The 21,936-nt window shown below is 71.9% G+C and carries 17 protein-coding genes; 11 read left to right on the plus strand and 6 right to left on the minus strand.

Annotation, left to right across the window (positions count from 1 at the left end):
* Nucleotides 1-186 precede the first annotated feature (186 nt).
* Together OOK40_RS01420 and OOK40_RS01425 are read right to left on the minus strand one after the other, a co-directional pair.
* Entirely contained in the window at nt 187-1,605 is a 1,419-nt protein-coding gene (locus OOK40_RS01420; RefSeq protein WP_266475870.1) for an LCP family protein, read from the minus strand.
* Nucleotides 1,606-1,776: 171 nt separating this feature from the next.
* On the minus strand, nt 1,777-2,529 hold the full coding sequence (locus tag OOK40_RS01425) for a TIGR03089 family protein (protein ID WP_266475871.1): 753 nt from the start codon (nt 2,527-2,529) through the stop codon (nt 1,777-1,779).
* A gap of 127 nt (nt 2,530-2,656) precedes the next feature.
* Here OOK40_RS01425 and OOK40_RS01430 point away from each other — a divergent pair, with 127 nt between their 5' ends.
* From OOK40_RS01430 to OOK40_RS01440, 3 genes are read left to right on the plus strand one after another with little or no spacing between them, the layout of a single operon-like run.
* Nucleotides 2,657-3,991, plus strand: a complete 1,335-nt coding sequence (locus tag OOK40_RS01430; RefSeq protein WP_266475872.1) for a peptidoglycan recognition protein — start codon at nt 2,657-2,659, stop codon at nt 3,989-3,991.
* Nucleotides 3,992-4,042: 51 nt separating this feature from the next.
* Nucleotides 4,043-5,158 (plus strand): NDP-sugar synthase, encoded by a 1,116-nt coding sequence (locus OOK40_RS01435; RefSeq protein WP_266475873.1) that lies wholly within the window; start codon nt 4,043-4,045, stop codon nt 5,156-5,158.
* A gap of 40 nt (nt 5,159-5,198) precedes the next feature.
* Nucleotides 5,199-6,203 (plus strand): DNA-3-methyladenine glycosylase, encoded by a 1,005-nt coding sequence (locus OOK40_RS01440; RefSeq protein WP_266475874.1) that lies wholly within the window; start codon nt 5,199-5,201, stop codon nt 6,201-6,203.
* A gap of 87 nt (nt 6,204-6,290) precedes the next feature.
* On the opposite strand, the gene OOK40_RS01445 is transcribed toward OOK40_RS01440, so the two are convergent.
* The 3 genes from OOK40_RS01445 to OOK40_RS01455 are packed head-to-tail and all read right to left on the minus strand — an operon-like array spanning nt 6,291 to nt 9,053.
* Entirely contained in the window at nt 6,291-7,586 is a 1,296-nt protein-coding gene (locus OOK40_RS01445) for a coenzyme F420-0:L-glutamate ligase (protein ID WP_266475875.1), read from the minus strand.
* The gene (gene cofD, locus OOK40_RS01450; RefSeq protein ID WP_266475876.1) at nt 7,583-8,539 is read right to left on the minus strand and encodes a 2-phospho-L-lactate transferase; all 957 of its coding nucleotides are present in this window, start codon (nt 8,537-8,539) and stop codon (nt 7,583-7,585) included. Before cofD ends, OOK40_RS01445 begins: the two co-directional genes overlap by 4 nt.
* A 13-nt stretch (nt 8,540-8,552) precedes the next feature.
* Nucleotides 8,553-9,053 carry a cysteine dioxygenase family protein gene (locus OOK40_RS01455; RefSeq protein WP_266475877.1) on the minus strand — a complete coding sequence of 167 codons (501 nt, stop codon included), beginning with the start codon at nt 9,051-9,053 and terminating at the stop codon, nt 8,553-8,555.
* A gap of 637 nt (nt 9,054-9,690) precedes the next feature.
* On the opposite strand from OOK40_RS01455, the gene OOK40_RS01460 reads away from it, so the two are divergent.
* The 3 genes from OOK40_RS01460 to OOK40_RS01470 all read left to right on the plus strand — a co-directional run bounded on the left by OOK40_RS01460 (nt 9,691) and on the right by OOK40_RS01470 (nt 15,538).
* Complete coding sequence (locus OOK40_RS01460; protein WP_023541320.1) at nt 9,691-9,954, plus strand: WhiB family transcriptional regulator; 264 nt, start codon at nt 9,691-9,693, stop codon at nt 9,952-9,954.
* Between the two features lie 269 nt (nt 9,955-10,223).
* Nucleotides 10,224-13,949 (plus strand): glycosyltransferase, encoded by a 3,726-nt coding sequence (locus OOK40_RS01465; protein ID WP_266475884.1) that lies wholly within the window; start codon nt 10,224-10,226, stop codon nt 13,947-13,949.
* Complete coding sequence (locus OOK40_RS01470; protein WP_266475886.1) at nt 13,946-15,538, plus strand: DUF5719 family protein; 1,593 nt, start codon at nt 13,946-13,948, stop codon at nt 15,536-15,538. The genes OOK40_RS01465 and OOK40_RS01470 overlap by 4 nt, the downstream gene beginning before the upstream one ends.
* A gap of 32 nt (nt 15,539-15,570) precedes the next feature.
* Here the strand turns inward: OOK40_RS01470 and OOK40_RS01475 are convergent, their stop codons facing one another.
* On the minus strand, nt 15,571-15,999 hold the full coding sequence (locus OOK40_RS01475; protein ID WP_266478723.1) for a metallopeptidase family protein: 429 nt from the start codon (nt 15,997-15,999) through the stop codon (nt 15,571-15,573).
* Nucleotides 16,000-16,273: 274 nt separating this feature from the next.
* Between OOK40_RS01475 and OOK40_RS01480 the strand changes: the two genes are divergently transcribed.
* The 5 genes from OOK40_RS01480 to manA all read left to right on the plus strand — a co-directional run bounded on the left by OOK40_RS01480 (nt 16,274) and on the right by manA (nt 21,909).
* Nucleotides 16,274-16,702 (plus strand): DUF3499 domain-containing protein, encoded by a 429-nt coding sequence (locus tag OOK40_RS01480; RefSeq protein ID WP_266475888.1) that lies wholly within the window; start codon nt 16,274-16,276, stop codon nt 16,700-16,702.
* A gap of 128 nt (nt 16,703-16,830) precedes the next feature.
* The gene (locus tag OOK40_RS01485) at nt 16,831-18,195 is read left to right on the plus strand and encodes a phosphomannomutase/phosphoglucomutase (protein ID WP_266475890.1); all 1,365 of its coding nucleotides are present in this window, start codon (nt 16,831-16,833) and stop codon (nt 18,193-18,195) included.
* A 1,069-nt stretch (nt 18,196-19,264) separates the two neighbouring features.
* Nucleotides 19,265-19,447 (plus strand): Trm112 family protein, encoded by a 183-nt coding sequence (locus tag OOK40_RS01490; protein ID WP_266475891.1) that lies wholly within the window; start codon nt 19,265-19,267, stop codon nt 19,445-19,447.
* A gap of 34 nt (nt 19,448-19,481) precedes the next feature.
* The gene (locus tag OOK40_RS01495) at nt 19,482-20,627 is read left to right on the plus strand and encodes an SIS domain-containing protein (RefSeq protein WP_266475893.1); all 1,146 of its coding nucleotides are present in this window, start codon (nt 19,482-19,484) and stop codon (nt 20,625-20,627) included.
* Nucleotides 20,628-20,745: 118 nt separating this feature from the next.
* On the plus strand, nt 20,746-21,909 hold the full coding sequence (manA, locus tag OOK40_RS01500) for a mannose-6-phosphate isomerase, class I (RefSeq protein WP_266475895.1): 1,164 nt from the start codon (nt 20,746-20,748) through the stop codon (nt 21,907-21,909).
* The last annotated feature ends 27 nt before the right edge of the window (nt 21,910-21,936 follow it).

Raw genomic sequence — 21,936 nt, forward strand, 5'->3', positions numbered from 1 at the left:
GCCTCCCCCGAAGGGCGCTCGGTCTTTCGATCCAGCAGTGCGCGACCCGAGGTCGGAAGCACCGGATCGCGTCACACTATCCGCCCAGTTCAACGGGAAGCGACGTCCGTGACAAATTCCACGTCCCTTACAACCGGGCAATCCGCCCAATCTTCATGGACTTCCGACACCGGCTTGGTCATCGCTTTACTCACACATGCCCACGGCGGCGTTCGTCCCGGAGAATGTCGGCGCCGGAGTCGGGCTCGCGGAACCGGTGCCGTCGGGCTTCTCGTCGGCCGGTGTTTCCGCGTTTTTGTCCTCCGCTTTTTTGTTCTTCTTGTCCTTGTCCGGGACGACGCGGACGAGCCTGTCCTCGCGCAGCCGCTTGAAAAGCTCGCCCGCCTCCGGCTCGACCAGTTCGTCACGGTTCGGGTCGGCGGAGTACGGCTGGCGTGGAACCGTAAGGAATTGCACCTTTTCGGTCGGTACGTTGCGAATTGAGCGGGTCAGGTCGTACAGATCCCTCAGCGAGTCCAGCCCCGGGTCCGTCGTCAGCGACTTCGTCGCCGCGTCGAGCACCGGGTAGAGCCGGATCGGATTGAGCAGTACGCCATTGCTCTGCACCTTCTTGACCAGCGCGCCGAGAAACTGCTGCTGGCGTTCCATACGTTCGGTGTCACTGCCGTTGCCGATGGACTTGCGGGCGCGTACGAAACCGAGGGCCTGCTCGCCGTTCAGCTTCTGCTTGCCCGCGCGCAGCCTCAGATGCGCGTCGGTGTCGTCGATCGGCTCCTTGAGACAGACCTCGACGCCGTGCACCGCGTCGACCATGGCCTTGAAGCCCCGGAAGTCCACCACCATGTGGTGATCGATCCGGATGCCGGTGAACCCCTCGACGGTACGGATGGTGCAGGCGGCGCCGCCGAACTCGAACGCCCAGTTGAACTGCGCGAACTGAGGCTTTGTGCGGGTGCCGTCGGGCTTGCGGCAGCTGGGGATGTCGACCATGAGATCGCGCGGGACGGACATCGCCGTCGCGCTCTGCCGGTCCGCGGCGACGTGCAGCAGGATCGTGGTGTCGGAGCGCTGGCTGCCGCCGTCGTCGCGGCCGTACTTGCTGTTGCCCGCGCCGGAGCGGGTGTCCGAGCCGAGGAGAAGGATGTTCTGCGCCTCCAGCGAGACGGGCCTGGGGCGTTCCTTCTCGTACGTCTGCAGCTCGGCGGCCGCGGTGGTGTCCGTGGTGATGTTGGCGTCGAGCTTGCGGTAGAACCACCAGCCGACGCCGGCCGCGGCGAGAACGACGACGGAGGTGCCGAGGGCGGCCCAACGGAGCCAGTGGCGCTTGTGCTTGGGGGTTTCGGCGTCGGCGTCCGTACCGCCGTCGGCACCGTCACCGGGGTCGGCGTCCGTACCGGCGTCCGAGTCCGCACCGCTGTCGGCGCCCGCGCCGGTGTCCGTTGCGTCCCCTTCCGTACCGGCGTCCGTTCCCGGTTCCGTGCCCGGCTCCGTATCGGGGGCGGATCCACTGGCCTCCCCGCCCGCGTCCTTGCCGGCTTCGCCGGCCCCGGCCGGGCCGTCCGGTTCGGAGGGCGTGCCAGCAGTGTCCGTCACGTCTGCGTCCATCCTTCATGGCGTCGGCGGCGCGCTAGGTCGCCGATCGCAGGACTAGACGGCAGAACCTCGCGCGTGGTTGTGCGTTGAAGCACGCGTATCGCCGATCATCCACCGGAGGTGACGCAGGATCCCGGGGGCTCGGCCCGGGTGTGCGCCACACGGGTGGACCTCAGAGGGTTGTCATACAGCGGTGGTGGTGACGCGCTCGTCCGCGATCCTCTTTTCGAGGCCCTCTTGGGGCAGTTTGCCGAGGTTTCGGCACAGCACCACGGACCCGCCGGCGGCGAGCGGTGCGTACAGCCCGGCGGACAGCCCCTGCCAGGTGCCGTACGAGCGCCCGGTCAGCAAGCGCGAGCCGGGCCCGAGGCCCAGCTCGGCCGCGTCCGTACGAGCCCGCTCGACCAGGTCCGCGCCGCTCAGTTCCGTATCGCCGACGACGAGCGCGGGCGCGGCCGGGTCCACCGGCGCGTACGGCGCGAAGCGGTCGCCCTGCCCGGGCACCTCCACCGCGTAGTCGGCGAAGCCCGCCGGGGGCTGCGGGAAACGTCCGCCCAGCGGGCGCAGCGCGAGCGCCACCCGCTCGCCGGAGCAGGCGCGGGCCTCCTCCAGGGTGTCGGGACCGCTGACGACGAGATCCGCGTCGGCCGGATCGCCGCCCACCTCGACGCATACGCCGACCGACGAACAGGCGAGCAGCCAGACCGCGCTCTGCCAGTGCGCGGGAAGCAGCAGCGCGAGCCGGTCGCCGGGCGCGGCGGCGAGGTCGCCCTGGAGCAGATTCGCGGTCTTTGCCACCCAATTGGCGAAGGTGGCCACGGACAATTCGACACGCTCACCGGTGGCGTCGTCGTAGAAAGTGACCAAGGGGCGTGCCGGGTCCGCGGCGAGCGCGGATCGCAGCAGGTCGGCGGGGGTACGGTCGCTGGCGTTCACCCGCGCAAGGGTACGCGGCGGGGGCGGGACCGTGGCGCCGTAAGGGTGGCGGGGTCCACCGGTCGGACGGATGGGCCGCCGGTTTCCCGAAAGGCGGAGTGGGCGGCCCCGGCTCAGGATCGATTTCATGCGTGGATTCCTGGCTTCTTCGATCGGCGTCACGTGCTCAGCCGCACTGGTGCTTCCCCTCTGGCTGTCCTCCGGAACGGTGGCCGCTGCGCCACCGTCGCCGGATCTGCCCGGCTCCACCCAGTCGTTGCCACTGGCGGCGATGAGGGCATCGGACCGGTCTCTCGGCCCGGTGGTGGAACAGGGATTGACCCAGCGTGACGTCAGACCCTTCTCCCTCCTGGGTGTCGTCTGGGACGACGCGAACGCCGAGCTGCACGGCACGGTCCAGGTCCGCACGCGGGCCGTGGGTTCCGGCCAGTGGTCGGGCTGGCTGGACGTGGAGACCCACAACGACGACCACGGCGCGGATCCCGACAGCGAGGAGCGCGGCTCGGGGAAGGTGCGCGGTTCAACGGCTCCGCTGTGGGTGGGGGAGTCGGACGGCGTGGCGGTACGCGTTCGGGTGGAGCCGTCCGAACCGGCCCGGCTGCCCGAGGGGCTGCGCCTCGAACTCGTGGACCCGGGCAAGGTACCGGCGCCGGAGCAACCGGCCCCGGAGCAACCGGCGGCGGAGGAGCGCGCGGCGGAGGAGCCCGCGGACCCGGTGGGCTTCGGGCCCGTACCGGGAATGCCCTTCCGCGCGGCCGCGGACGTACCGGAGACGGCACCGGACGAACTCCCGGCCCTCTCTCAGGAAGAGACGGAGGCCGAGGCGGGCTTGGAGCAGGTAGTGGGAGCGAAGCCGTACATCGGACCGCGCCCCGCCATCATCACGCGCAAGGGATGGGGCGCCGACGAGTCGCTGCGTGAGCCGGACTTCGTCTACACGAACACGGTCAAAGCGGCATTTGTGCACCACACCGCGACCGGCAACAGCTACACCTGCGCGGAGGCGCCCTCCGTCCTTCGCGGTATCTACCGCTACCACGTAGTGAGCAGCGGCTGGCGGGACATCGGCTACAACTTCGCCGTCGACAAGTGCGGAAACATCTACGAAGGACGGGCGGGAGGCGTGGCCAAGGCCGTCCTCGGCGCACACACCCTCGGTTTCAACACCGACAGCATGGGAATCGCCGTGCTCGGCACGTACAGTTCCTCCACTCCGCCGGCGGCCGCGGTCACCGCAGTCGCCAAACTGACGGCCTGGAAGCTCGGGTTGTTCGGAGGCAATCCGCTCGGCAAGGTGCTGCTGACGTCCGGGGGGAGCGGCAAGTACGAGAAGGGCGCGAAGGTCACCTTCAACGTCATTTCCGGGCACCGGGACGGATTCCTGACGGAGTGCCCCGGAGCCCAGCTCTACGGCAAGCTCGGCGCTGCGCGGAGCGCCTCGGCCGCGTACCAGGGCCGCTGACGGGAGTGCGCCACACCAACTGCATACACTGCCGGTCTCCAACGATTGACCATGCCGGCCCCAGCAGGAAGCAGAGACGACAAGGTGACAGAAGCGATCCTCCTGGTCGGCGGCAAAGGCACCCGGCTGCGTCCGCTCACCGTCAACACTCCCAAGCCGATGGTCCCGGCGGCGGGCGTACCGTTCCTGACGCACCAACTGGCGCGGGCAAGGGCGGCGGGGGTCGAGCACATCGTGCTGGCGACGTCGTATCTGGCGGAGGTCTTCGAGCCGTACTTCGGCGACGGCTCGGCGCTCGGGCTCCACCTGGAGTACGTCACCGAGGAGGAACCGCTCGGCACGGGCGGGGCGATCCGCAATGTCGCCTCCCGGCTGCGGTCGGGCCCCGACGAGCCGGTGCTGATCTTCAACGGCGACATCCTGACGGGCCTGGACATCGAGGCACTGGTCGCCACGCACCGGTCATCCGGCGCGGACGTCTCGCTGCACCTGACGCGGGTCGAGGACCCGCGGGCGTTCGGTCTGGTCCCGACGGACGCGGACGGGCGCGTCCTTGCCTTCCTGGAAAAGCCCCAGACGCCCGAGGAGATCGTCACCGACCAGATCAACGCGGGGGCGTACGTCTTCCGCCGCTCCGTCATCGACACGATCCCGGTCGGCCGACCCGTCTCCGTGGAACGCGAGACCTTCCCCGACCTGCTCTCCTCCGGAGCGCACCTGCAGGGCATGGTGGACTCCACCTACTGGCTCGACCTCGGAACCCCCCAGGCCTTCGTCCGCGGCTCGGCGGACCTGGTGATGGGCCGCGCCCCGTCCCCGGCGGTCCAGGGCCGCTGCGGCGACCGCCTGGTCCTGCCGACGGCCACGGTGGCCCCCGACGCGAAACTGACGGGCGGCACGGTCATCGGCGCGAACGCGGTGATCGCCGAGGGCGCCCGTATCGACGGCAGCGCGGTCCTCGACGGCGCGATCGTGGAGGAGGGCGCGGTCGTCACCGCCTCCCTGATCGGCGCGGGCGCGCGCATCGGCGCCCGTACGGTCCTGTCGGACGTGGTCATCGGCGACGGCGCGGTGGTCGGCCCGGACAACGAACTCCGCGACGGCGCGAGGGTGTGGTGCGGCGCGGTCCTCCCGGCGTCGTCGGTCCGCTTCTCCTCGGACAAGTAGTCGCAGCGCCGCGGGCGACCGGCCCGTACGCTCATACACCGTGGCAGGACGCTTCGCACCGAACCGACCCACCCGCACGACCGTGCGCGGCGGTCACACCCCCCTGCCCCAAGGCGTCCCGCGCCAGGTCACCGCCTCCCGCACCCGCCGCTGGACACCCCCCGGCCCCCTTGACCTGGGTCTCGTCCTCGGGCCCCTGCGTCGCGGTCCCGCCGATCCCACCTTCCGTACGTCCCCCGACGGCTCCGTCTGGCGCGCCAGCCGTACGCCCGCCGGGCCCGGCACGCTCAGGGTCGCGCTGCGGGCGGACAGCGGCACCGCCGAGGCCGAGGCATGGGGACCCGGCGCGGAGTGGCTGCTCGACCAGCTGCCCGCGATGCTCGGCGAAGGGGACGATCCCGCCGCCTTCACCCCCCGCCACCGCCTCGTCGCCGTGTCCCAGCACCGCCGCCCGGGCCTGCGGCTGACCCGTACCTCGCTCGTTCTGGAAGCCCTGATCCCGTCGATCCTGGAGCAGAAGGTCACGACGGACGAGGCGTACCGGGCCTGGCGGCTGCTCGTCCGCAAGCACGGCGAGCCCGCTCCGGGCCCGGACGACCGGCTGCATGTCATGCCGGACCCCCGCACCTGGGCGCTGATCCCGTCCTGGGAGTGGCACCGCGCGGGCGTCGACAACAAGCGCGCCTCCACGATCCTGCGCGCCGTCCGCGTCGCCCGCCGACTGGAGGAGGCCGCGGCGATGGAGCCCCAACAGGCCCAGGAACGGCTGGAGTTGATCCCCGGCATCGGCCCCTGGACCTCCGCTGAAACCATCCAGCGCAGCAACGGCGCCCCCGACGCGGTGACCGTCGGCGATCTGCACCTGCCGGGCATCGTCGGCTACGCGCTCGCGGGCGACCGCCACGCCGACGACGCGGCGATGCTCGAACTCCTGGCCCCTTATGCGGGCCAGCGCCACCGCGCCGCCCGCCTGATCCTCCTGAGCGGCCGCACCCCGGCCCGCCGCACCCCGAAGATGCCCCGCGGCGACATCGCGAGCCTGTAGAAGGCCGCCGGATGTGTGTACCGCCTGGTCGAGGACGAGGGCGGAGCTCTACGCACAGCACGTTCATGACGGACGCTCAGGAGAAACTCAGCGCACCTCGATGAAGTCCCCCGCGTCCCGCACCGGCCGCTCCTTCGCCGGTGCGGCCGCGTGTCCCACCGCCACCGCCCCCATCGGGTCCCACCCCTCCGGAAGCCCCAGCACGTCCCGTACGACCTCGCGGCAGAACATCGTCGACGACACCCACGCCGAGCCGAGCCGCTCGCCCGCCAGCGCCACCAGGAAGTTCTGGACCCCCGCGCCGGCCGCGACCACGAACATCTCGCGTTCGGCGGCGTCCCTGCGTTCGTCGCCGTAGTGGTGCGAGCCGTCCATCACCAGGCACGGCACCACCAGATACGGCGCGCGTCGCAGCACCTCGCCGCGGCGGACCCGCTTCGCGATGGACTCCTCAGACTTGCCGTCACGCCGCAGGTCTGCGATCCACGCGTCCCGCATCGCGTCGAGCAACTCCGTGCGCGCCGAGGCAGATTCGAGCAGGACGAAGCGCCAGGGCGTCGTGTGGTGCGGCGCGGGTGCCGTGACGGCCGCGGCGACGGCCCGCCGGACCGCGCCCCCGTCCACCGGCTCGTCGGTGAACTCGCGGACTGTACGCCGCAGGGTCACCGCCTCCCGTACCGCCTCGGACGTCCCGAGCCGGAACATGTCGTCCGCGGCAACTCGCACCATCGCGCGTGCGCCGTCCTCGCCGCCCACCAGATGGGCCAGGCCCCTCACCACAGCGACCGGCAGCCCCTCCGCCTTGCCCTTGACCAGGTCGCCCGCCGCGGCCAGTTCGTCCGCGGTGGCGACGACGGTCGCGTTCAGCGGATTGCCGTGCGCGTCGCTGCCGCCGCGCAGATCGTCCAGGACCCGCACGCCCGCCGCGCCGATCGCGACATCGGTCAGACCGTTGCGCCAGGGCCGCCCGAACGTGTCCGTGACGATCACGCCGACGTCCACGCCGAGCGTCTCCCGCAGCCCCCCGCGGATCGCCCGCGCCGACGCGTCGGGATCGGCGGGCAGCAACAGCACGGTCCCGGCAGGGGTGTTGGAGGCATCGACCCCGGCCGCGGCCATTACCAGGCCCTGCCGGTTCTCGACGATGCGAAGGGTGCCGCGGCGCGCCACCACCCGTACCGTCTCCGCGTCGATGGCGGACTCGCGGTCGTCCGCCGCGACGACCCGCCCCTCCGCCTTGCTCACGATCTTGGACGTGACCAGCAGGACATCGCCGTCCACGAGACCCGGCTCGGTCGCGGAGATCAGCTTGGCGAGGTCGTCGCCCGGCCGTACCTCGCCGAGACCGGGCAGCGCCCAGACGCGGTACGACGGCGAGCTCACGCCCGTACCTCCTCGGCGAGCGCCAGCGCCTGGCGCGCCATCTCGGCGGCCGCGTCCGTGTCCGTCATCAGCAGCGGCACGGCCCGGCAGCGGATCCCCGCCTCCTCGACCTCCGCCACCGCGCCCGCGTCGACGGTGTCGACGAGCCAGCCGTCGAGCAGTCCGGAGCCGTAGTGCCGGGCGACGGCCGCGGCGGTCGCCTCGACGCCCACCGCGGCGAGCACCTTGTCGGCCATCCCGCGCACGGGCGCGTCCCCGACGATGGGGGACAGGCCCACCACCGGAACGCCCGCCTCGGCGATGGCCTCGCGGATCCCCGGCACCGCCAGGATCGTGCCGACGCTGACGACGGGGTTGGACGGCGGGAAGACGATGACGTCGGCCGCGGCGATCGCCTCGAGCACGCCCGGCGCGGGCTTCGCCTGGTCCGCGCCGACGGGCACGACCGCCTCCGCGGCCACGGACGCCCGCAGCTTCACCCAGTACTCCTGGAAGTGGATGACCTTCTTCTCGCCGTCCACCTCGACGGCGACATGCGTCTCGACGCGGTCGTCGGACATCGGCAGCAGCCGCACGCCCGGATTCCAGCGGGCGCACAGCGCCTCGGTGACGGCGCTGAGCGGATAGCCCGCGGCGAGCATCTGCGTACGGACGATGTGCGTGGCGAAGTCACGGTCGCCGAGACCGAACCACTCGGGGCCCACGCCGTACGCCGCGAGCTCCTCCTTGACCCGGAAGCTCTCGTCCGTACGCCCCCAGCCCTGCTCTTCGTTGATGCCACCGCCGAGGGTGTACATCACGGTGTCGAGGTCGGGGCAGACCTTCAGCCCGAACAGATGGATGTCGTCACCGGTGTTGCCGATCACCGTGACGTCCGCCTCGGGCGCGGCCTGCTTCAGACCGCGGAGGAAACGGGCGCCGCCGATGCCGCCGGCCAGAACCACAATGCGCATGGACAGCAGTTTGTCAGGCGGGTACGGCATCCCGGTCGGCCGGGGAGCACTGGGAGCCGTGCATCGGCATATCGGTCAGGCCCGGGTAGTAGACGTGCAGGCTGACGGCAGGCTCGAGCGAGTCATTGACCACCTCGTGCACATATCCGGGCGCGAACACCCGCTGCGCGCCCGCGGCCAGCGGGCGGGACGTCTGCTCGGTGTGCTCGGTGAGCTCGCCGTCGAGGACGGTCAGCACGCCGGAGGACGGGCCGTGGTCGTGCAGTCCGCTGCCCTGACCGGGGACCCAGGACAGCAGCCACACCTCGTAGCCGGGGCCGGTACGCAGCCGGTGGTACCAGCGGGTCGTGGTGTCGTACTCGACGAGATGGGCCCACTGCGCGCGGTCGTCGGCGATGGAGCGGGCAAGACCGACGAAGTCGGCGACGGTGGCCGGGTGCTCCCGGGCGGGCTGGAGAAGGTGCTGTACGGCGAGGATGTCGCCGGCGATCTGGAGGTCGCTGTCGCTGTTCATGGGTGCGGTGGTTCCTCGGCAGAGAAGTGCAGGGGGTCGCAGGACATGCGGGCTGAGCTACATGCGGAGAAGAAGCCGGAGCGCTACGGGCGCATCAACAGCTGGAACAGCAACAGCGGGCCTGGACAGCGCTGCGGAACCCACGGAGCGGGGTCGCGAGGTGCGCTGAGGTTGCTGGCATGGGATCAAAGGTGACGTGTGGGTTCTTTGCTTGTCAACCCAATGCCCGATTTGGTGGCAATGTTTCACCTCATCCGGTTACTCCGCCCGGAGAAAGGTTTGTGCACTCGCGACCCGGGAGACATGGCGCAGCAACCGCGCTCGCAAACACCACTACGGGTCCCGTGATCGGACTGTGATCCGGATCGCTTAAATGGCTGGATCGCAACATGATCGAACCCTGTGGCGTCCTCTCCCGTGAGAGGGGGTCGCGGGCAGGCGCCGCCGGCAAGTGCCAGGTTTTTGGTGATTTGCACACTTTCCGCATAGCTTTGGTTCCGCAGAGTGAATACCGGGCCCAATAGCAGATCTCGGCTTGACTGGCCCGGAGCACCGCACTTGTAATTTCACTCGTGTCGTTCGGCCGAAATCGATAACGGCAACACCACGGGGACGCAAAAACAGACGAGGGGCGCACATGACCGAGCTGTTCGAACAACTGCTGGTCGAGGACGCGGACGAGGAACTCGGCTGGCAGGAGCGCGCGTTGTGCGCCCAGACCGATCCCGAGTCCTTCTTCCCCGAGAAGGGCGGCTCCACCCGCGAGGCCAAGAAGGTCTGCCTCGCCTGCGAGGTCCGCTCCGAATGCCTCGAGTACGCCCTCGCCAACGACGAGCGATTCGGTATCTGGGGCGGCCTGTCCGAGCGTGAACGCCGCCGGCTCAAGAAGGCCGCCGTCTGAACACCGCGCGGATACCCGAGACCGAGACCAACGCCCAGACCTCCACCGAAGCCCGACAGAACACCACAAGTCAGTACGTAAACCACGGTCCGCCGACTGCGCAGTCTCAGCAGTCGGCGGACCGCTCTGTCCCACCCGTCGCCCGACCACCACCCCCCACCGAGGCGCTTCGCGCCACAGCGCTTTTTCATACCGTTAGTGTGGGGCCCCGTCCGAGACGCTCCAACGCCCCTACGGGGCGACCCCCCGGCCGGAGGGCCCGTACCTCAATGTCCGCCACCACAGCCGCGTTCGCACCAGAGCATCCGCCAGAGTTCCCGCGGCATGTCGTCACCGCCGTGCTCGTCTCCCACGACGGCGCGCGCTGGCTTCCCGACGCCCTCGCCGGACTCATCGGCCAGGAACGCCCCGTACAGAACGTCATCGCCGCCGACACCGGCAGCGCCGACGACTCCGCGCGGCTGATCACCGAGGCACTCGGCGCCGAACGCGTACTGCACCTGGCACGCCGCACCGGATTCGGCACCGCCGTCGAGGAAGCCGCCCGCACCGCGGGCGTCCTCACCCCCGACGACCTGCCCTACCTGAAGCGGCCCAGCGGTTGGGACCCCGTCAGCAGGACCTGGCGCGACGACGCGTACGACATGCCCGAACTCCCCTACGGGGAACCCGTCCAGTGGCTGTGGCTGCTCCACGACGACTGCGCGCCGGCCCCCGACGCCCTGGCCGAACTCCTGCGCGTGGCCGACTCCGACGAACACGCCGCGATCATCGGCCCCAAACTCCGCGGCTGGTACGACCGCAAGCAACTGCTCGAAGCAGGCGTCTCCATCGCCAACAGCGGACGCCGCTGGACCGGACTCGACCGCCGCGAGCAGGACCAGGGACAGCACGACCAGATCCGCACCGTCCTGTCCGTCTCCTCCGCCGGCATGCTCATCCGCCGCGACGTCTTCGAACAGCTCGGCGGCTTCGACCGGCGACTGCCCCTCATGCGCGACGACGTCGACCTGTGCTGGCGCGCCCACGCCGCCGGTCACCGCGTCCTCATCGCACCCGACGCCGTCATGCGGCACGCCGAAGCCGCCGCCCGCGAGCGACGGACCGTCGACTGCGCGGGCCGCTCCGTCGCCAGCCCGCACCGCGTCGACAAGGCCGGCGCCGTCTACACCCTGCTGACGAACGCACGCACCGTCGCCCTCCCCTATGTCCTGCTGCGCATCGTCTTCGGCACCCTGCTGCGCACCCTCGCCTACCTCGTCGGCAAGGTGCCCGGCCAGGCCGTCGACGAGGTCATGGGACTCTTCGGCACCCTGCTGCGGCCCGAACGGATCATCGCCGGACGCCGCAGAAGAGCCAGGCAGGGCGGTTCGGTGGAAGCAGGCGAACTGCGCCCCCTCTTCCCGCCGCCCGGCGCGACCGTCCGCGCCACCGTCGAACAGGTCGCCGGCCACCTCGGCGGCGGCTCCGACGCCGACTCCGGCGGCTCACGCCACGGCGCCGTCGAATCAGGACCCGGCGGCGACGACGCCGACTTCCTGGAGATCGAGCAGTTCGCGCGCCTGAAGAAGATCGCCCGCAAGCCCGCTCCTGTCCTCTTCGCCCTGTTGCTGCTCGTCTCCGTCATCGCCTGCCGCGACCTGTTCGGGGGCGGATCTCTCGCGGGCGGCGCCCTGCTGCCCGCGCCCTCCGATGTCTCCGACCTCTGGTCCCGCTACGCGGACAACTGGCACCCCCTCGGCACCGGCGGCACCCAGACCGCGCCCCCCTACCTCGCGGTGCTCGCGGCCCTGTCCACCCTCTTCCTCGGCTCCACGGGCTTCGCCCTGACCGTGCTGCTCGTCTGCTCGGTCCCGCTCGCCGGACTCAGCGCGTACTTCGCCTCGCGCCCCATCGTCGAATCCCGGCTGCTGCGGGCCTGGGCGAGCATCGCGTATGCCTTCCTGCCCGCCGCCACCGGCGCACTGGCGACCGGACGCGTGGGCACCGCGGTCCTCGCGATCCTGCTGCCGCTCATCGCCCGCGCGGGCGTCGCGGCCCACGGACTGCGCATCAGCGGCAGCGGGCGCGGCAGCTGGCGCGCCACCTGGGCCTACGCGCTCCTGCTCACCCTCGCGATGGCGTTCACCCCCATCGTGTGGACGCTCGCGCTCGTCCTGGGCATCGCCGTACTCGTACTGCGCCGCGACGACATCACGGCGTACGGGCTGCGCTTCCTCGCCGCCGTCGGCACCCCGCTGCTCGTCCTGGCGCCCTGGTCGCTCACCCTGCTGACAGGGCCGTCGGCCTTCCTCCGCGAAGCGGGGCTCGAATTCGGCACCGGATCGGCCTCCGCCCTCGACCTTCTCGGCATCAGCCCCGGCGGCCCCAAAGCCGCGGGCGGGATCTTGCTCATCGGCATCGTGCTCGCGGCGCTGGCCGCCCTGCTGCGCGGCGAGCGGCAGTTCGCGATCCGGGCCTCCTGGGCCGTCGCGCTGACCGGACTGATCTTCGCGGTGATCGCCAACGGCAGCGGCTGGGCCGGGCCTGCCACCCTCGTCTACGGCATCGCCCTGCTGGCCGCCGCCGTCCTGGGCGCGGAAGGCGGCCGTACCCGCGTCGCCGCCCAGAACTTCGGCTGGCGCCAGCCGGTCGCGGCCCTCATCGCACTCGCCGCGGGTATCGCGCCCCTGCTCGCCGCGTTCAACTGGATGATCGGCGGGGCCGCACACCCGCTGGAGCGGCGCGACCCCGTCCAGGTCCCCGCCTTCGTGGCCGAGGAGAGCGACACCCGCGACCAGCCGCGCACCCTCGTCCTCGGCGGAACATCCGCCGCCAAGGTCTCGTACAGCCTCGTACGCGGCTCCGGCGGGCGCCTCGGCGACGCGGAACTGGCGCGGGCGGGCGGCAGCGACGCCCGGCTCGACAATATCGTCGCAAACCTGGTGGCGGGCTCTGGCGCCGACCAGACCAGCGAGCTGAGCGGCTTCGCCATCCGTTACGTCCTCGTACGCGACGGAGCACCACGCCAGACCGGCCGCGTCCTCGACGCGACGCCCGGCTTGAGCCGGCTCAGCCAGCTCGACGGCAGCGCACTGTGGCGCGTCGACCGCCAGGTCGCGCGGGCCACCATCGTCAGCGGCAAGGGCGACCCGCTGCCCGTCGCGTCCGACGCCGTCGGGGCCCACGCCAAGATCCCCTCGGGGGCGGCGGGCCGGGTGCTGCGCATCGCGGACCGCGCGGACGAGGGCTGGCAGGCCACCCTCGACGGACGCGTACTGAACAAGACGGTCGTCGACGGCTGGGCCCAGGGCTTCGAACTCCCCGCCGAGGGCGGCCGGCTCGACCTGTCCTACGACGACCCCGTCACGCACACGGGCTGGATCTGGGCGCAGGGCGCGCTCGCGCTGGTGCTGCTGGTGCTCGCGCTGCCGGGCAGGCGCCGGGAGATCGACGACGATCTGCCCGAGGAGGAGATCGCCGTACCCGCGCAGGCGGTGGAGGGCGAAGGACGCAGGGCACGCAGGCTGCGCGCCCAGGCGGAGGCGGAGTCCTCGCAGGAGGAGACCGAAGCGGATCCGTACGCCCAACTCCCCGCCGGCCAGGACGCCTTCGCGCAGCACGGGCAACAGGCGTACGAGCCGCAGTCCTTCGAGGAACCGCGGTCCTTCGACGAGCAGGCGCCGTACGCGGCTGTGCCTCAGCAGCAGCAGTACGGCGAGTGGGACGCGCAGTCGTACGCGGACGGCGGATACACCGCCCCGTACGGCAACGACCAGTACCAGGGCGCTCAGTACGGCGGCGAGCAGCAGTACGGCGGTGAGCAGTACCAGCAACAGCCGTACCAGGCCGATCAGTACCAGGACCCGTACCAGAACACGGGCTACGCCGAAGGGCAGTACCAGGAGGGGCAGCAGTACGACCCCTACGCCTACGGCGGCGAGAGTGACCAGCAGCCCGGCCCGAACGGCACGAACGGCACCACCGGCAACGCGACGCGAGGCGAGTCAGAGTGAACCGCACAACCATCTCCCTGCTCGCGACCGCCACCGCACTCGCCGCGATCACCGGCCTGGCCGCGCTCACCGCGCCCAGCAGCGGCGCCGAGACCGAGGCGCAGGCCCCGGCGCGGCTGCCCGTGGAACGCTCCAGCCTGCTGTGTCCCGCGCCCAGCACCTCCGAGCTCGCCGAGACCGCGTACACCTCGTTCACGCCGGCGGGCAAGAGCGGTGACGCCAAGGAGGGCGCGGCGAAGGACGGCACGGCCAAGGACGGCACGGCCGAACTGAAGCCGTCCGCCGCCGTACTGGCCGAGACGGACGCCGCCCCGGCCAAGGACAAGACCAAGAAGGGCGACGCGGCGAAGGGCGCGAAGGGGGCCAAGGACGCGAAGAAGCCGACGCCCGACAAGGCGGTCCTCGCGCTGAAGGAGCCCGGCAAGCCCGTCGCCGCCAAGGCGAGCGGCGGCGAGGCCCCCGCGCTCGTGGGCACCGCCACTGGCCGCCTCGCGCCCGGCTGGAGCGCCCAGCAGACCACCACGGAGACCGCGGGCGACGCGCGCGGCCTGCTCGGCGTCAGCTGCACCGGGCCCGACACCGACTTCTGGTTCCCGGGCGCGTCCACGGCCAAGGAACGCCACGACTACGTCCACCTCACCAACCCGGACGACACCCCGGCCGTCGCCGACATCGAGCTGTTCGGCAAGGACGGTGCGCTCAAGACCACGCTGACCGAAGGCATCCCGGTCCCGGCCGGGTCGAGCGTCCCCGTCCTGCTGTCCACCCTGACCTCCGACCCGGCCGCCGATCTGACCGTCCATGTCACCACCCGTACGGGCCGCGTGGGCGCCGTGCTGCGCGTCGCCGACGACAGGGCGGGCAGCGACTGGCTCACCGCTTCGGCCGACCCGTCCGGCACCGCCGTGCTGCCCGGCATCCCCGCGGACGCCACCTCGGTACGCCTGGTGGCCTTCGCGCCCGGCGAGGACGACGCCGACCTCACGGTGCAACTCGCGGGCCCGGGCGGGAAGATCGTCCCGGCCGGACACGAGACGCTGCACATCAAGTCGGGCATGACCGCGAGCGTGGACCTTCAGGACGTGACCAAGGGCGAGGCCGGGTCCCTGATCCTCAGCCCGTCCCAGAGCGGCCGGGCGACCCCTGTGGTGGCGGCGCTGCGCGTCGTACGCGGCAAGGGCGACAAGCAGGAGGTCGCCTTCATTCCGGCGGCCGCGCCGGTGGGGGAGCGGGCGAGCGTCGCCGACAACCGCGCCAAGGGCTCGACGCTCTCGCTGACCGCCCCGGGCGCGGCAGCCGAGGTCAAGGTCACCGCTTCGGCGGGCACCGAGGGCGGTACCCAGGTCGTCAAGACGTACAAGGTCAAGGCGGGCACGACCCTCGCGGTCGTCCCGCCGGTGCCCGCCGGGCTGAAGGGCTCGTACGCGCTGACTGTAGAGACGGTCTCGGGCGGCCCGGTGCACGCGTCGCGCACGCTGGCGCTGCCGAAGGACGGGATCCCGATGTTCACCGTGCAGACGCTGCCGGACGACCGGGGGATGGTGGCGGTGCCGGAGGCGGAGCAGGACCTGTCGGTTCTGGACGACTGAGGGGCCAGGAGGGCTGAGAGGGCTGAGGCCCGTCAGTCCTGCCCGTACCGCGGGTCCACCGACTCCGGCGACAGACCCAGCAGCTCCGCCACCTGCTCCACGACCACCTCGTGCACCAGCAGGGCCCGCTCGTCGCGGTTCTTCGTACGGATCTCGACGGGCCGCCGGTAGACCACGATCCGTGCCGGGTGTCCCTTGTCCGCGGGGGCCGAGCTGCCCAGCGGCACGGAATCCTCCGGCGCGCCCGGCACATCCAGCACGAGAAAGTCGACGTCGGCCAGCTGCGGCCAGCGCCGTTCCAGCCGCTCCACCGAGTCCTGCACGAGGTCACGGAAGGACTCGGCACGGCTCGCGGCCAGGGGTACCTGAGGAGGGGCGACCGGCCCTCGCATGCCGCGGCCGTGGCGGTCGCGACGGCGCGGCCCCGGCTCGGTCGGGCGGGGCGGTACGGGACTGTCCATCACTGACGCAGCGTAGCTCTCCGGGGCGCGCGGCGATCGCGTGCGCGCGCCGGGTCGAAAGCCTGTCGCTAATTGAACATTCCGGCCAAGCTTGCGTCCGATTGAATATCTCCTCGCGATCGCGGATCTCATCGTGATTGACCTCATTTACGCCAAGTCATGACCGGATCACCAGCGGTGGCTGCGCGTGAGCTTCTCTTTCCGTGCAGGTCAGGCCAGTTGCTCGGGGAGCCGATATGTCGGGTGTCACACCACGACACGGTGGAGTGACCTGGTGGAGAGTCGTCGCAGCCCGCTCAAGAGTGCGGTACCGTCCAACGTCGTGAGCCCTGTACGTCGCTGTTCGCGCACCGCGTGCGGCCGCCCCGCCGTCGCGACACTGACGTACGTCTATGCCGATTCGACCGCGGTCCTCGGCCCGCTCGCCACCTATGCCGAGCCCCACTGCTACGACCTGTGCGCCGAGCACAGTGAGCGCCTGACCGCCCCGCGCGGCTGGGAGGTCGTGCGGCTCACCGACGGCTCCGCCCCCGCCCGCCCCAGCGGCGACGATCTCGAAGCGCTCGCCAATGCGGTACGGGAAGCGGCGCGCCCCCAGGGGCGTACGGCCGAGGCGGGCGCGCAGAACGGCCGCCGGACGGCGGATCCGAGGGAGGTCGCGCGCCGCGGCCATCTGCGGGTGCTGCGTTCCCCCGACTCCTGAGCGAGCCTTTTCGGCTCCCGTCCCGTGCGCACGCGGCACTGGGCTGAACTCTCCCCCAGCCTGTGCGGGTACGTTGAGGCTTTGAGGTGACCGCAGAGACTTCAGGGACTTTCAGGAGGGTTGGGCCCGTGACTGCTGATCTGTCGCAGATCGTGAAGGCGTACGACGTCCGCGGGGTGGTGCCGGATCAGTGGGACGAGGCGCTGGCCGAACTGTTCGGGGCGGCCTTCGTCCAGGTGACGGGCGCGGAAGCGATCGTCGTCGGCCATGACATGCGGCCGTCGTCGCCGGGGCTCTCGGGTGCGTTCGCGCGGGGGGCTGCGGCCAGGGGAGCGGACGTCACACTGATCGGGCTCTGCTCGACCGACCAGCTGTACTTCGCTTCGGGGCACTTCGGGCTGCCGGGTGCGATGTTCACGGCCTCGCACAACCCGGCGCAGTACAACGGCATCAAGATGTGCCGCGCGGGCGCCGCGCCGGTCGGCCAGGACACGGGCCTGACGGACATCCGCCGACTGGTCGAGTCCTGGTCCGAACAGGGCGCGCCGGAGCCGGTGGCAGAGCTGGGCAAGGTGACCGAGCGCGACACGCTCACCGACTACGCGGCGCATCTGCTCTCGCTGGTGGACCTGTCCGCGATGCGCCCGCTCAAGGTGGTCGTGGACGCGGGCAACGGCATGGGCGGCCACACGGTCCCCACGGTCTTCGACGCCCTGCCTGTCACCCTCGTACCGATGTACTTCGAGCTCGACGGCACCTTCCCCAACCACGAGGCGAACCCACTGGACCCGGCGAACATCGTCGACCTGCAGGCCCGCGTCCGGTCCGAGGGCGCGGACCTGGGCCTCGCCTTCGACGGGGACGCGGACCGCTGCTTCGTCGTCGACGAGCGCGGCGAGGGCATCTCGCCGTCGGCGATCACGGCACTGGTCGCGGCACGCGAACTGGCGAAGCACCCCGGCGGCACGGTGATCCACAACCTGATCACGTCGTGGTCGGTCCCGGAGGTCGTCCGCGAGAACGGCGGAACGCCGCAGCGCACGCGGGTCGGCCACTCCTTCATCAAGGAGGAGATGGCCCGTACGGGAGCGATCTTCGGCGGCGAGCACTCCGCGCACTACTACTTCCGCGACTTCTGGAACGCGGACACGGGCATGCTGGCGGCCCTCCACGTCCTGGCGGCACTGGGCTCGCAGGAGGGCCCGCTGTCGGAGCTGGTCGCGCAGTTCGACCGCTACAGGGGCTCGGGCGAGATCAACTCCACGGTCGACGACCAGGCGGGCCGCACGGCGGCGGTGAAGGCGGCGTACGGGTCGCGCGACGACGTGACGATCGACGAGCTGGACGGCCTGACGGTCTCGACGGAGGACTGGTGGTTCAACCTCCGCCCGTCGAACACGGAACCGCTGCTGCGGCTGAACGTGGAGGCACGGGACGACCAGACGATGGCAAAGGTGAGGGACGAGGTGCTGGGGCTGGTCCGGGGGGCGTGAGACCCGGCGGGGGCGGCGCGGCGTTCGCGGCCCGCCCGCCGACGGCGTGAAGCGGTCGTCGGCGGTGCTGCGGCGCGGCGGCTGTGCCCCGCCGCCCGGTCTTTAACGGTGCCCCGCCCATGGCGCGAAGCGGCTGTCGGGTATCTGCGGTCCGGGCGGCTGCCCGCCCGAACCAGGCCCGCCTTTGCGGCGGTCCGTTCCGCCGAGTGAGCGGCAGCTCGCAGCCCACGGAGTGGCGCCCCCGGGGCGGCCCGTCCGTGGCGTTGCGGTGCGATCGGCTGCCCGCCGCTCGGCTGAGCCCCGTCGGCCGGTCTGGTCCCTTCCGCCTAGGGAGGGGCGCCCATCCACGACGTGAAGCCGGACTGGGCTCGCGTCTGCGGCGCACGGCCGCACCCCGGCCTGGCCCCCGGTCTTCTGGTCCCTTCTGCTGAGGAGCGGCAGCCCCGCGTGAAGTGTGGCCGTATGTGGGTCTGCGGCCTGCCCGGAGCAGGCTCACGTCTGCGGCGTACGGACGCCGCTTGGCCCGCCCCGGCGAGGGAGCGTGACCCGCCCACGGCGTGAAGCGGCCGTATGTGGCTCTGCGGTCTGCGGCCTGTCCGGACCAGGCGCGCGTCTGCGGCATACGCCCGCGCCTCGGCCAGGTCCCGGTCTTCCGATCCGTTCCGCCGAGGGAGGGGCGCCCCCGCCCGCAGCGCGAGGGGCCCCAGACCGGCCCGGCCCGGGCGGCCGCCGGGCCCGCAGGCCGCCCGCCCTGCGGCTCACCCCCGGTGCCGCTGCCCACCCTCCCCGTGGCGTAAGCCCACGGCTCACCCGGCCGCCTGCGTCCCGGCGGCGCGAAGGTGCCGCCCCAGGGGCCCGGGGCTCGCCCCGGTTTCGGGAAGGGGCGGGTGTGGGGAGAACCGCCCCCCGTACCCCCAGAACGCGCCGCACCCCTCCCCCCAGCGGTAGGCTGACGTGGCCGATCCGCAGACCCGCGGCCGCCCGTCCGACCCGCGGCCGCACCCCGCGACCCGCAAGCGACCCGCACGCAAGCGACCGCGCCGCCCCACCCGAAGGGACACCCCCGCACATGCCGCTCGAAGCCGGCCTTCTCGAGATCCTCGCCTGCCCCGCCTGCCACGCCCCCCTCAGCGACAGCTCCGCAGCCGAGACCCCCGAGCTGATCTGCACCGGCAAGGACTGCGGCCTGGCCTATCCCGTACGGGACGGAATCCCCGTCCTCCTCGTCGACGAGGCACGCCGCCCCGCCTGACCCACAACCGCACGGCGATCGGAGGCCCCATCCCATGCTCGACGAGTCACTCCTCGACGCCCCGGAAGCCCTCGCCCGCGCCGATCGCCGCGGACTGCTCCGTGGCGCAGCCGAGGCCGGGGCGCGTGTACGCACCGCGGCCCGGCACGCCGCCGAGGCGGGTATCGCCGAGCTGACGCCCGAGGGCCGCCCCCGCCACGTCCTCGTCGCCGGCCCCGGCCACGCCGCCACCGGAGTGGCGGATCTGATCGGCGCTCTGGCCGGCGCCTCCGCCCCTGTCACCCGTCTGCACCCCACCGGCGTCGCACCCGCCGCCGGCGCCCTGCGCTGGTCGCTCCCGGGCTGGGCGGGCTCCCTGGACCTGCTGCTCATCGCGACCACCGACGGCAGCGAACCCGGCCTCGCGCTCCTCGCCGAGCAGGCGTACCGCCGCGGTTCCACCGTCGTCGCCGTGGCCCCGCAGGGCTCCCCGCTCGCGGAGGCCGTCGACGGCACGCACGGCATGGTCGTCCCGATGGCCAAGGCGCCGCACGAGTTGTACGAGGAGACGCAGGCCGCGAGCCCGGGCGCCCTGTGGGCGCTGTTCACCCCGCTCCTGGCCCTCCTCGACAGGGTCGGCCTGCTCGAGGCGTCCCAGGAGACCCTGGCGAAGGTGGCCGACCGCCTGGACAAGACCGCCGAACGCTGCGGCCCGGCCATCGCCACGTACAGCAATCCGGCGAAGACCCTCGCCGCGGAACTCGCCGACAGCCTTCCGCTGATCTGGACGGAGGGCGTGGGCGCCGGCCCCGCCGGCCGCCGCTTCGCCGCTGAACTGGCCGAGCTGGCCGGCTGCCCCGCCCTCGTCGCCGAGCTGCCCGAGGCGCTCCCCTCGCACGGTGGGCTCCTCGTGGGCGACTTCGCCCTGGGCGCCGACCCTGAGGACTTCTTCCGCGACCGTGTCGACGAGCCGCAGGCCCTGCGCGCCCGGGTCGTACTGCTGCGGGACCGCCCCATCGGCGGCCTCACCGCAGCCCCGGCAGCCCGCGAGCTCGCGCTCAGCCACGACACCCCGATCAGCGAGCTGGAGCCGGAGGACGGCACCGAGCTGGAGTCGATCGCCGAACTCCTCGCGATCACCGACTTCGCCGCCGTCTACCTGGCCCTGGCGGGCAACGGCGCCAACGGCGCCAACGCGTAACCGTCGCGCCGCAGCAGCGACACGACAGCGCCACGCCGCAGCCGTCACCACGCGCAAGCGTCCCGCGTAGCCGTTCACCACGCGTAAGACGTCACCACGAGAACCGGGAACACAGACCATGGACCGCCTCTCCAACACCGTGCGCCCCTACGCCTGGGGATCCACGACCGCCATCCCGGAGCTGCTCGGCATCGCCCCCACCGGCGAGCCTCAGGCCGAGATGTGGATGGGCGCCCATCCCGGAGCGCCCTCGCGCGTCACCCGTGACCACGAGGAGCGGCCGCTCTCGGAGCTCATCGCCGCCGACCCCGTACGCGAACTGGGCGCCGCGGCCGTCGAGAAGTTCGGCCCCCGTCTGCCCTTCCTGCTCAAGATCCTCGCGGCCGGCGCCCCCCTCTCCCTCCAGGTCCACCCGAACCTCGCCCAGGCCAAGGAGGGTTACGCCGCCGAGGAGAGCGGGGGCGTCCCGATCGACGCCCCGCACCGCAATTACAAGGACGCCAACCACAAGCCCGAACTGATCTGCGCGCTCACCCCCTTCGAGGGCCTGTGCGGTTTCCGCCCGCCCCTAGAAGCCGCCGACGTGCTCGCCGGTCTCGACGTGGACTCGCTCAAGCCGTACGTCGACCTCCTGCACGCCCACCCGGAGGAGGCCGCACTGCGCGAGGTCCTGACCGCGGTGCTGAGCGCCGACCCCGACGAGATGGCTGCCACCGTCACCGAAGCCGCTGCCGCCTGCGAGGAGCTCGGCGGCGACTACGCCCCGTACGCAGCCGTCGCACACCACTTCCCCGGGGACCCGGGCGTGATCGCCGCCATGCTGCTCAACCATGTCCAACTGCAGCCCGGCGAGGCCCTGTTCCTCGGCGCCGGAGTCCCTCACGCCTACATCGAAGGCCTCGGCGTGGAGATCATGGCCAACTCCGACAACGTGCTGCGCTGCGGACTGACGCCGAAGCACGTGGACGTCCCTGAGCTGCTGCGTGTCGTGCGCTTCGAGGCGGGCGACCCGGGCGTCCTGCGCCCCGAGGCCTCGCCCGAGGGCGAGGAGGTCTACGAAACGCCGATCGACGAGTTCCGGCTCTCCCGCTTCGTCCTCGCGCCCGGAGCCGCGCCCCGCGATCTGACGACCCGCACCCCGCAGATCCTGCTCTGCACAGCGGGCACGGTCCGCGCCGGTGAACTCGCCCTCTCCCCGGGGCAGTCCGCCTTCGCGCCGGCGGGCGAAAAGTCCGAAGTGTCCGGAGTCGGCACGGTCTTCCGCGCCACCGTGATGGCCTGACGCGCCCTCGCGGCCCCGGGCTGCAAC

This window comes from Streptomyces sp. NBC_01481 (assembly GCF_026339995.1).
In the GTDB taxonomy this organism is placed as follows: domain Bacteria; phylum Actinomycetota; class Actinomycetes; order Streptomycetales; family Streptomycetaceae; genus Streptomyces.

Coding starts and splice junctions, on each gene's coding strand:
- OOK40_RS01455 (WP_266475877.1), bottom strand. CDS start 9,053: ATGAACAGCGACAGCGACCTCCAGATCGCCGGCGACATCCTCGCCGTA.
- OOK40_RS01495 (WP_266475893.1), top strand. CDS start 19,482: ATGCTCGACGAGTCACTCCTCGACGCCCCGGAAGCCCTCGCCCGCGCC.
- OOK40_RS01475 (WP_266478723.1), bottom strand. CDS start 15,999: ATGGACAGTCCCGTACCGCCCCGCCCGACCGAGCCGGGGCCGCGCCGT.
- OOK40_RS01420 (WP_266475870.1), bottom strand. CDS start 1,605: ATGGACGCAGACGTGACGGACACTGCTGGCACGCCCTCCGAACCGGAC.
- OOK40_RS01460 (WP_023541320.1), top strand. CDS start 9,691: ATGACCGAGCTGTTCGAACAACTGCTGGTCGAGGACGCGGACGAGGAA.
- OOK40_RS01435 (WP_266475873.1), top strand. CDS start 4,043: ATGCCGGCCCCAGCAGGAAGCAGAGACGACAAGGTGACAGAAGCGATC.
- manA (WP_266475895.1), top strand. CDS start 20,746: ATGGACCGCCTCTCCAACACCGTGCGCCCCTACGCCTGGGGATCCACG.
- OOK40_RS01465 (WP_266475884.1), top strand. CDS start 10,224: ATGTCCGCCACCACAGCCGCGTTCGCACCAGAGCATCCGCCAGAGTTC.
- cofD (WP_266475876.1), bottom strand. CDS start 8,539: ATGCGCATTGTGGTTCTGGCCGGCGGCATCGGCGGCGCCCGTTTCCTC.
- OOK40_RS01490 (WP_266475891.1), top strand. CDS start 19,265: ATGCCGCTCGAAGCCGGCCTTCTCGAGATCCTCGCCTGCCCCGCCTGC.
- OOK40_RS01430 (WP_266475872.1), top strand. CDS start 2,657: ATGCGTGGATTCCTGGCTTCTTCGATCGGCGTCACGTGCTCAGCCGCA.